The sequence below is a fragment of the Jatrophihabitans sp. genome, assembly GCF_036389215.1.
GTDB lineage: Bacteria > Actinomycetota > Actinomycetes > Mycobacteriales > Jatrophihabitantaceae > Jatrophihabitans_A.
The window spans coordinates 1-8,921 of sequence record NZ_DASVQG010000293.1 but is presented as its reverse complement, the minus strand read 5'-3'; the positions used below and the strand labels follow the sequence as shown (position 1 = coordinate 8,921).

Genomic DNA, 8,921 nt, shown 5'->3' with positions numbered 1-8,921 from the left:
CGATCGCCGTACTGATCCTGCTGGCCGTGCTGGCCGCCGGCGTCCTGCTGCTGGAGGGGGCCAGGCATCCGGTCGGGCTGATCGTCGCGGTGCCGTTGACGGCAGCGGCGATGGCGGTGGTGGTGGCCTGCTACTTCTGGCTGGACCGCTGGGAGCCCGAGCCCAGCAGGCTGCTGCTGCTGGCCTTCCTGTGGGGCGCCAGCGTCGCGATCGTGGCCAGCCTGATCCTGGAGCTGGCCAGCAGCGAGGTGCTCGGCACCGGCGTGGTGCTGACCCTGATCGGGCCGGCCGTCGAGGAGGCGGCCAAGGGTGCGTTCCTGCTGGTGATGCTCACCGGCGTGCGCCGCCGCGAGTTCGACGGGGTTGTCGACGGCCTGGTGTACGCCGGGTTCTCCGCGGTCGGCTTCGCCTTCGTCGAGGACATCGGCTACGTCGCCCAGAGTTTCAGCCAGGGCACCGAGGCGACCCTTGCCACGGTGATCATGCGCCTGGTGCTCGCCCCGTTCGCGCACCCGCTGTTCACCTCGATGATCGGTCTCGGAGTCGGCCTGGCGGTGAGCCGGCCGCAGCAGGCGGGCCGCTGGCGCTATCCGCTGATCGGTTACCTGGCCGCGGTCACGCTGCACGCGCTGTGGAACGGCTCGCTGGTCTTCGGCTTCGCCGGATACCTGCTGGTCTACGTCGTGATCATGATCCCGGTGTTCGTGGCAGCCCTGCTGATCGCCCGGCACCACCGCCGTCGCGAGCGCGATGTCGTCCGGCGACAGCTGCCGGAACTCGTCTACTACCGGTTCATCACCCCGGCCGAGGCCGGCTGGCTGGACAGCATCGCTGCCCGGCGGGCGTGGCTGCGATCGGTCACCGCCCGTTCCGGCAAGGAGGGGGCGCGGGCGCTGCGCGACTTCCAGACCGCCGCCACCGAGCTCGCGTTCCTGCGGGACCGGGTCCAGCGTGGCGTCGGGCCGGCCGAGGCCTATGACCTGCACGCCGAGCTGGTGCAGGCGCTGCTGGTCAACCGGGCGCGGGCGGCCCAGCCGCTGGCCGAGAACGCAGGGTCCGCGCCGCCGATCCGGCCGGTCCGCCCGCCGTCACTGTCCGGCCGATGAGGGCTAGCAACCGATAGAACCGCGGAGTGTTCGGTGAGCATGCGGATGTTCGTGGCGGTGGTGCCGCCGCTGGAGGTCGTGGAGGACCTGGCCGGGTTCGTCGAGCCCAGGCAGGAACGCGACAGCCCGCTGCGCTGGTCGTCCCAGGAGCAGTGGCACCTGACGCTGGCGTTCCTGCCCTCGGTCGCCGACCGGGATCTCGACGAGCTGGTCGAGCGGCTGGCCGAGGTTGCCGGGCGCCGGGAGGAGTTCGAGTTGCGGTTGCAGGGCGCCGGCAGCTTTCCCAATCCGGCGCAGGGCAAGGTGCTGTGGACCGGCGTGGCCGGTGACACCGAGCCGCTGGAACGGCTCTCGGCCAGCAGCCGGTCGGCGGCGGTGCGGGCCGGCACCGAGGTGGACGGCTCGAAGTTCCGGCCCCACGTCACGCTGGCGCGGGCCAACCGGCCGGTGGAGCTGACCAGATGGCTGCGGGTCTTCGACCTGTACACCGGGCCGAGCTGGCAGGTGGAGGAGATCGCGCTGATCCAGTCCCAGCTCGGGCACGGGCGCCCGCACTACCAGGTGCACGAGGTGTTCCCGCTCGGCGTCGGGCCCAGGGAACAGGCTGGCTAGCCGACAGCGCCGACGGGGCCGACAGCGTCGCCAGCCTCATCTGCCCGACAGCGTCGCCAGCCCACAGCGTCGCCGCCGAATCCGCCCGGAGTGTTCAGCGGCCGCTCGAGGTCGCGGTCGGCTTGGCGGTGCTGGGCTTCACGGCGCTGGGATTCACGGTGCCGGGATTCACGGTGCCCGGCTTGGGAGTGCTGGGCGTCGCGCTCGGCGCCGGTGGAGATACCGGCGAGGTGGCCGAGGGCGCCGCACCGCTCGGCTGCGGGGTATCCGACGGGCCAGGCGATGCCGGCAGCAGCGGCGGCGGCCCCGACCGGAACGGGCCCGAGTAGGCCGGGCACAGCGGGTAGCTCCAGACGGTGGCCGCACCCGGGTAGGCGGGCGGGCTGAGGACCGGATTGGCGCCGGGAGCCGGCTGCCCGTCAGGACAGTAGCCGGTTCCGAGCTGGATCGAGTTGCCGTTCTGGTCGTACAGCCTGGCACCGTTGACCAGCTGGCCGGCCTGGTCATAGACGTAGACGTCCGCGACCCCGGAATAGGGCAGGACATAGCCCTGGTCCGGACCGCTGTAGGCGTAGGCGGTGCCGCCGACATTGGTGGCCAGCACGCCCACCCCCCACAACCCGATCAGCACGCTGCCGGCCGCCACCGCTCGACGAGCCCAGTCAGACAGCCCCAGCGACCGCTGGCCGAGGGCTACCGAGGCCGAGATCAACGCCAGCGTCAGGAGCAGCCCGAGCACCCAGCTGCCGCCGATGTCGGGGACGAAACCGGTCCAGCTTTCCCGGTCATGCGCGCCGGCCACCAGCTCCGCGGCGAGCCAGCCACGCAACACCCACCAGCCCGGCCGCAGCGCCGAGAGCAGGTCACGCAGCCGCGGGTACCCGACCAGCCGGCCGGCCTGCAGGTCGAACCGGCGCCCCAGCTCGGCGGCTCCGCGCAGCCGGTCAGCCATACCGGTGAGAACCGTCCCGGCAGCACGTTCGGTCGAATCGAGCCCCGCGGCAGCCTGCAGCTCCAGGGCATAGGCCTCCGGATCGCCCAGCCGCTCACGCAAGGATCCGCTGCCTTCGGCCGAGATCTCGGCCGCGACCTCGGCCAGGTGGTCGGACAGATCTTCGAGCAGATCCTGCCGGGCACCGGGCGCCAGCCCGGACAGCGCCGCGACCACCCGGTCGTAGTACTGCTGGGCCTGTTCGCTCATCTCCGGCGCACCGGCAGTTCCGCCGGTACCCGCCGAACCCGTACTCGCGGTGGTCACTATGCCGCCACCTCCCCGTTCAGAAGCCCGTCCATCGAGCGGGCGAACTCCGACCAGACCTTGCTGGAAAGTTCGAGCTGCCCGCGACCGGCCTTGTTGAGCGCGTAGTACTTGCGGTGTGGTCCCTCCTCGCTGGGCACCACATATGTGGTCAGCAAGCCCGCCTGGAACAGCCGCCGCAAGGTGCCGTAGACCGAGGCGTCACCGACCTCGTCGAGCCCGGCGGCCCGCAGCCGCCGCACGATGTCGTAGCCGTAGCCGTCGTCGTCGCGTAGCACGGCGAGCACCGCCAGATCGAGAACGCCCTTGAGGAGCTGGGTGCTGTCCATGACGCGCATGCTACTACGGAATACGTAGTACCATCAAGAGCACAGTACGGCGCGTCTCGGAGTATCGCGCGTTCACCCAACGCCCGACCGTCGTTCACCCGTGGCCCTGACTTGTAGGCTCGCGCCGTGACCAGCCTGACCAGCGACGCACCGCCCGCGCCGGCCGGCCCGCTCATCGAGGCGGTGGGCCTGAGCAAGCGATTCGGTGATTTCCAGGCCGTCGACGCGGTGGACTTCTCGGTCGCCCGGGGCGAATCGTTCGGATTCCTCGGCCCGAACGGCGCCGGCAAGTCCTCCACCATGCGGATGGTCGCCGCCGTGTCGCCAGCCACCGAGGGCCGGCTGCGGGTGCTGGGTATGGACCCGGCGGTGCGGGGCCCGGCGATCCGGTCCCGGCTCGGGGTGGTTCCGCAGCAGGACAACCTCGACCTGGAGCTGACCGTCTGGGAGAACCTCTACATCTACGGCAGGTACTTCGGCATCCCCAAGCGGGCGCTGCGACCCAAGATCGAGGAGCTGCTGGACTTCGCCCAGCTGTCGGACCGGGCCCGGGACAAGGTCGAGCCGCTGTCCGGCGGCATGAAGCGCCGGCTGACCATCGCCCGGTCGCTGATCAACGACCCGGAGATCCTGCTGCTGGACGAGCCGACCACCGGGCTCGATCCGCAGGCCCGGCACGTGCTGTGGGACCGGCTCTACCGGCTCAAGCACCAGGGCGTCACCCTGGTCCTGACCACCCATTACATGGACGAGGCCGAGCAATTGTGCGACCGGCTGGTGGTGATGGATCACGGCCGGATCGTCGCCGAAGGCTCGCCCAGCAAGTTGATCACCGAGCACGTCAGCCGTGAGGTCGCCGAGCTGCGGTTCGGCATCGACCAGAACGAGGTCAGAGCAGCCGAGGTGGCCGACCTGGCCCAGCGGGTCGAGGTGCTGGCCGACCGGTTGCTGCTCTACGTCGACGACGGCGAGGCCGTGCTGCAGGCGGTGCACCAGCGCGGCCTGCAACCGGTGTCGAGCCTGGTCCGCCGGGCCAGCCTGGAGGATGTGTTCCTGCGGCTGACGGGACGAAGCCTTGTCGACTGACGCTCCCACCGCGGTGCAGCCGGCGCCACTGGCCGGCCGGCACACCGCCACCCGGCACCTGGTGCGGGAGCACGGCGGCGGCTTGGCGGCCCTGTTCGGGTACTCGCTGATCTCCTCCCGGCGCTACTTCAAGGTCTCAGCCATCTCCCAGCTCGGCGGGCCTGTGCTGTACCTGCTCTCCCTCGGCATCGGCCTCGGCAGCATCGTGAACGGGCGTGCCGGCGGCCAGAGCCTCGGCACCCCCTACCTGAGCTACATCGCCCCGGCGTTGATCGCTGCCACGGCCCTGCAGGTCGCGGTGGGAGAGTCGACGTACCCGATCCTGTTCGGGGGTTTCAAATTCCAGCGGATCTACTACGCCATGAACGCCACTCCGCTGACCCCTCGGCAGATCGCGGTCGGCACCCTCGGGTGGATCGCGGCCCGGGCGGCGTTCTCGGCCACCCTGTACCTGGTCGTGGTGGCCTGCTTCGGCGGCATCCGCAGCCTCGGCGCGCTGCTGTGCGTACCGATCGCCACCCTGGGCGCGATGGCGATGGCGGCTCCGATCACCATCTACTCGGCCACCGTCGAGACCGAGCGGGGCGGCTTCGCGGCGATCTACCGGTTCGTGGTCATGCCGATGTTCCTGTTCTCGGGCACCTTCTATCCGGTCAGCGCGCTGCCTGGGTGGGGACGGGCGCTGGCCTGGCTCTCGCCGCTCTGGCACGCCACCGAGGTCGCCCGCTGGGCCTCGCTCGGATCGTTGCGGCTCAGCTCCGGCGTCGGCCGGCTCAGCGCCGTCGGCCTGCTCGAGCACCTGGCCTTCCTGACCGTGCTCACGGTGGGCGGGGTGGTGCTTGCCGCCTGGCGGTTCCAGGTCAGGTTGAGCCGATGAGCCGGCTGGGGTTGGCCAGCCCGCCGCCGGCCGCGGCCGGCTACCCGGAGCGCCGCGGCCTGCTGCTGCGGGTACTGCCGCCGAGTGTCTACGCCGGCCGGGCCATGGTGCTGATGGAACGCTCGGCACGGGTCTACCGCCGGGCCTGGCTGATCATCATCTCCGGTTTCTTCGAGCCGCTGTTCTACCTGCTGTCCTTCGGCACCGGCCTCGGCGCCCTGGTGGGTGGGGTGGCCGGCCCGCACGGGCAGCCGCTGAGCTACGCCCAGTACATCGCGCCGGCCCTGCTGGCCTCGTCGGCGATGAACGGGGCGCTGAACGACTCGATGATGAACGTGTTCTACAAGCTCAAGTACGCCAAGCTCTACGACGGGATGCTGTCCACCTCGCTGGCCCCGATGGACGTCGCGCTGGGCGAGATGAGCTGGGCGCTGACCCGCGGGGGCCTGTATGCGGGCGCGTTCGTCGTGGTGATGCTGGGGATGCGGCTGATCCTGTCGCCCTGGGCGCTGCTGCTGGTACCGGCGGCGCTGCTGATCGGCTTCGGTTTCTCCGCGATCGGCATGGCGGTGACCACCTACGTGCGCAGCTGGCAGGACATCGAGGTGGTCACCCTGCTCGTCCTGCCGATGTTCCTGTTCTCCGGGACCTTCTACGGCCTGGATGCCTACCCGGCGTGGCTGCGGCTGGTGGTGCAGTGCCTGCCCCTGCACCACGGGGTGGCCGTGATGCGGGCCCTGACCTACGGCGACATCGGCGCCGGGCTGCTCCTGCACCTGGGCTACTTCGTCGGGATGGCCGGGTTCGGCCTGTGGCTGACCACCCGCCGGCTGGGCACGCTGCTGATGACCTGAGCGGGCTGATGACCTGTGGGGGTGGCGGCAGGTTAGGCCCGGCGGCAGGCTAGCCCCGGCGAACCGCGCGGAACACGGTGTCGCGGATGACGACGTCGCGGCCCTCGTGATCGGTGACGGTGCGCTCCGGGGCGGCGTTGGTCACGATCTGCCAGAGCGCCGGATCCAGCGCAGCCGCGATCTCGTCACCGGTGAAGAACAGTTCGGGCTGCTTCGGGCGCCGCACCGTGGTGTGCAGGTCCGAAGGATGGTGGGCGGCGATGAGCAGCGTGCCACCCACCCTGACCGCGGCCGCCATCCGCTCGATCAGCGGTTGGCGTTGCCCGGGCGGCAGGTGCAGGTACTGCGAGGAGACCAGGTCGTACCGGTCGCGGCCAGGGTCCCAGCCGGTGAGGTCGACGCGCTCCCAGTGGATGCGCCCGGCGACCTGATCACCGGCCGCCGCCGCATTGGCCGCGGCCCGTTCGACCGCGACGGCGGACAGGTCCACCGCGGTGACGTGCCAACCCCGCCGGGCCAGCCAGATCGCGTCCGCGCCCTCTCCGCAACCGGCGTCCAGCGCCACGCCCGGACTGAGCTCGGACGCCTCGCTGACCAGGTACCGGTTCGGCTCACCGCTCCACAGCCGGTCCTGTGAGCGGTAGCGCTCGTCCCAGTACGCCTGGTCGTGTTCGACCCGCGGCCCGGCCTCCGGCTCGCTCAAGCCAGCGCCGCCGCTGCTGCCGGGTCGCAGTCGTTGAGGAACGTCGAGCAGCGGCTGGCCTCGTCCGTCTCGTTGATGGCGGCTGCCGCGACGGCCAGGGCATGCAGCGCCCGCAGGAATCCCTGGTTGGGCTCGTGGGACCAGGGCACCGGCCCCGTTCCGCGCCAGCCCGCCTTGCGCAGGGCATCCAGCCCGCGGTGGTAGCCGGTCCGGGCGTAGGCGTACCCCTCGATCCAGAACCCCCGGCCGAGCGCCTCCTCGGCCAGCGCCGCCCAGGCCGCCGAGGACGCCGGGTGCTCGGTGGCGACCTGGACCGGATCAGCCCCGGCGGCCAGTTCGGCGCTGGCGGGGTCGACGGGCAACAGGGTTCGCGGTGCTAGCAGGTCCATGGCGCCATTGTGCCGTGCCGGCGGGAAATCAGCGTCGCCGGACGGGGAAGCGGTTTCAGCGGTTCAGGAACCGGCGACCGAGGTGCCGGCCGAGAGCAGGTCGCTGCAGGCCTCCACGACGCGCGCGGCCATTCCCGCCTCCGCCGCCTTGAGGTAGGACCGCGGGTCGTAGGCCTTCTTGTTGCCCACCTCGCCGTCGACCTTGAGCACCCCGTCGTAGTTGGTGAACATGTGACCGGCGATCGGCCGGGTGAAGGCGTACTGGGTGTCGGTGTCGACGTTCATCTTGACCACGCCGTAGGACACCGCCTCGCGGATCTCCTCCAAGCTGGACCCCGAACCGCCGTGGAAGACCAGGTCGAAGGGCTTGGAACCCTCCGGCAGGCCGAGCGCGCGGGAGGCGACCTGCTGGCCGCCCTTGAGCACGATCGGGCGGAGCTTCACGTTGCCCGGCTTGTACACCCCGTGCACGTTGCCGAAGGTCGCCGCGAGCAGGTACCGGCCGTTCTCGCCGGAACCCAGCGCCTTCAGGGTGGCGGCGTAGTCCTCGTCGCTGGTGTAGAGCTTGTCGTTGATCTCGTTGGCGACGCCGTCCTCCTCGCCGCCGACCACGCCGATCTCCACCTCGAGCACGATCCGGGACTCGTGGGTCAGCTTCAGCAGTTCCTCGGCGATCTGCAGGTTCTCCTCCAGCGGCACCGCGGAGCCGTCCCACATGTGGGACTGGAACAGCGGGTTCTTGCCGGCCCGCACCCGCTCGGCCGAGATCGCCAGCAGCGGCCGGACGTAGCCGTCCAGCTTGTCCTTCGGGCAGTGGTCGGTGTGCAGCGCGACGTGCACCGGGTACTTGGCAGCCACCACGTGAGCGAACTCCGCCAGCGCCACCGCCCCGGTCACCATGTCCTTGACACCGGTGCCCGAGCCGAACTCCGCCCCGCCGGTGGAGAACTGGATGATGCCGTCGCTGCCCGCGTCGGCGAACCCCTTCAGAGCCGCGTTGATCGACTCCGAGGACGTGCAGTTGATCGCCGGGTAGGCGAAGCCGTCCGCCTTGGCGCGATCGAGCATCTCGTTGTAGATCTCGGGGGTTGCGATGGGCATCGATGTCTCCGTCGGTTCTCGCAGGTTCTCGCAGTGCCGTCCCAGGAAGTATTCCACCTGCGCTGGTGGCGAACATCCATTGCCTGGCCGGTGCCTGCTCTGATCGGGTGGCCCGATGGAGATCTTGGTACTGGGCGGAACGGTATTCCTCTCCCGAGCGGTCGCCGAACTCGGCGTCGCCCGCGGCCACAACGTGACCACCTTCAATCGCGGCAAGACCGGTCAGCCGGTGGCCGGGGCGCGCGCCGTCACCGGTGACCGGACCGATCCCGAGGACCTGCGCAAGCTGGCCGGTACCTCCTACGACCTGGTGTTCGACACCGGCTACCTGCCCGAGGTGGTCAAGGCCAGCGCCGAGTTGCTGGAACCGAGCGCTGGCCACTACGCCTTCACCTCCTCGATCAACGCCTACCACGGCTGGCCCGACCATGCCGACTACCACCAGCACGGGACCTACGACGGCGATCCGGACGCCGTCGGCGAGCAGGTGCCCGAGGATCTGGACGAGGGCGCGGACTACGGCTGGCGCAAGGTCGGTGCCGAGCGTGCCGTGCTGCGCGCCTTCGGCGAGCACCGCAGCTCCATCCTGCGGGCCGGCCTGATCGT

Annotated in this window: 11 protein-coding genes; 6 read left to right on the top strand and 5 right to left on the bottom strand. The window is 70.6% G+C overall.

All coding sequences use genetic code 11. The features are described 5' to 3' along the window. Nucleotides 1-1,106: PrsW family intramembrane metalloprotease (locus VF542_RS16430; RefSeq protein ID WP_408652773.1), on the top strand; the 1,106-nt coding region annotated here is incomplete at its 5' end. Between the two features lie 39 nt (nucleotides 1,107-1,145). Beyond that, on the top strand, nucleotides 1,146-1,718 hold the full coding sequence (gene thpR / locus VF542_RS16425) for an RNA 2',3'-cyclic phosphodiesterase (RefSeq protein WP_408652774.1): 573 nt from the start codon (nucleotides 1,146-1,148) through the stop codon (nucleotides 1,716-1,718). Nucleotides 1,719-1,812: 94 nt separating this feature from the next. On the opposite strand, the gene VF542_RS16420 is transcribed toward thpR, so the two are convergent. Further along, nucleotides 1,813-2,976, bottom strand: coding sequence for an HAAS signaling domain-containing protein (locus tag VF542_RS16420; RefSeq protein WP_408652772.1), 1,164 nt, complete (start codon nucleotides 2,974-2,976; stop codon nucleotides 1,813-1,815). Then, nucleotides 2,976-3,305, bottom strand: coding sequence for a PadR family transcriptional regulator (locus VF542_RS16415; RefSeq protein ID WP_408652771.1), 330 nt, complete (start codon nucleotides 3,303-3,305; stop codon nucleotides 2,976-2,978). Before VF542_RS16415 ends, VF542_RS16420 begins: the two co-directional genes overlap by 1 nt. Before the next feature lie 126 nt (nucleotides 3,306-3,431). On the opposite strand from VF542_RS16415, the gene VF542_RS16410 reads away from it, so the two are divergent. From VF542_RS16410 to VF542_RS16400, 3 genes are read left to right on the top strand one after another with little or no spacing between them, the layout of a single operon-like run. Continuing rightward, nucleotides 3,432-4,391: an ABC transporter ATP-binding protein gene (locus VF542_RS16410; protein ID WP_408652770.1), complete on the top strand. Its 960-nt coding sequence runs from the start codon at nucleotides 3,432-3,434 to the stop codon at nucleotides 4,389-4,391. Then, nucleotides 4,381-5,268 (top strand): ABC transporter permease, encoded by an 888-nt coding sequence (locus VF542_RS16405; RefSeq protein WP_408652769.1) that lies wholly within the window; start codon nucleotides 4,381-4,383, stop codon nucleotides 5,266-5,268. The genes VF542_RS16410 and VF542_RS16405 overlap by 11 nt, the downstream gene beginning before the upstream one ends. Beyond that, nucleotides 5,265-6,122: an ABC transporter permease gene (locus tag VF542_RS16400; RefSeq protein WP_408652768.1), complete on the top strand. Its 858-nt coding sequence runs from the start codon at nucleotides 5,265-5,267 to the stop codon at nucleotides 6,120-6,122. The genes VF542_RS16405 and VF542_RS16400 overlap by 4 nt, the downstream gene beginning before the upstream one ends. Nucleotides 6,123-6,171: 49 nt before the next feature. On the opposite strand, the gene VF542_RS16395 is transcribed toward VF542_RS16400, so the two are convergent. From VF542_RS16395 to fbaA, 3 genes are all read right to left on the bottom strand, one after another. After that, on the bottom strand, nucleotides 6,172-6,825 hold the full coding sequence (locus VF542_RS16395; protein ID WP_408652767.1) for a class I SAM-dependent methyltransferase: 654 nt from the start codon (nucleotides 6,823-6,825) through the stop codon (nucleotides 6,172-6,174). Continuing rightward, nucleotides 6,822-7,214, bottom strand: coding sequence for a DUF3151 domain-containing protein (locus VF542_RS16390; RefSeq protein WP_408652766.1), 393 nt, complete (start codon nucleotides 7,212-7,214; stop codon nucleotides 6,822-6,824). The genes VF542_RS16395 and VF542_RS16390 overlap by 4 nt, the downstream gene beginning before the upstream one ends. Before the next feature lie 63 nt (nucleotides 7,215-7,277). Further along, nucleotides 7,278-8,315, bottom strand: coding sequence for a class II fructose-bisphosphate aldolase (fbaA, locus tag VF542_RS16385; protein WP_408652765.1), 1,038 nt, complete (start codon nucleotides 8,313-8,315; stop codon nucleotides 7,278-7,280). A gap of 115 nt (nucleotides 8,316-8,430) precedes the next feature. Between fbaA and VF542_RS16380 the strand changes: the two genes are divergently transcribed. After that, nucleotides 8,431-8,921 (top strand): NAD-dependent epimerase/dehydratase family protein (locus tag VF542_RS16380; protein WP_408652764.1); only part of this gene is annotated, 491 nt, incomplete at its 3' end.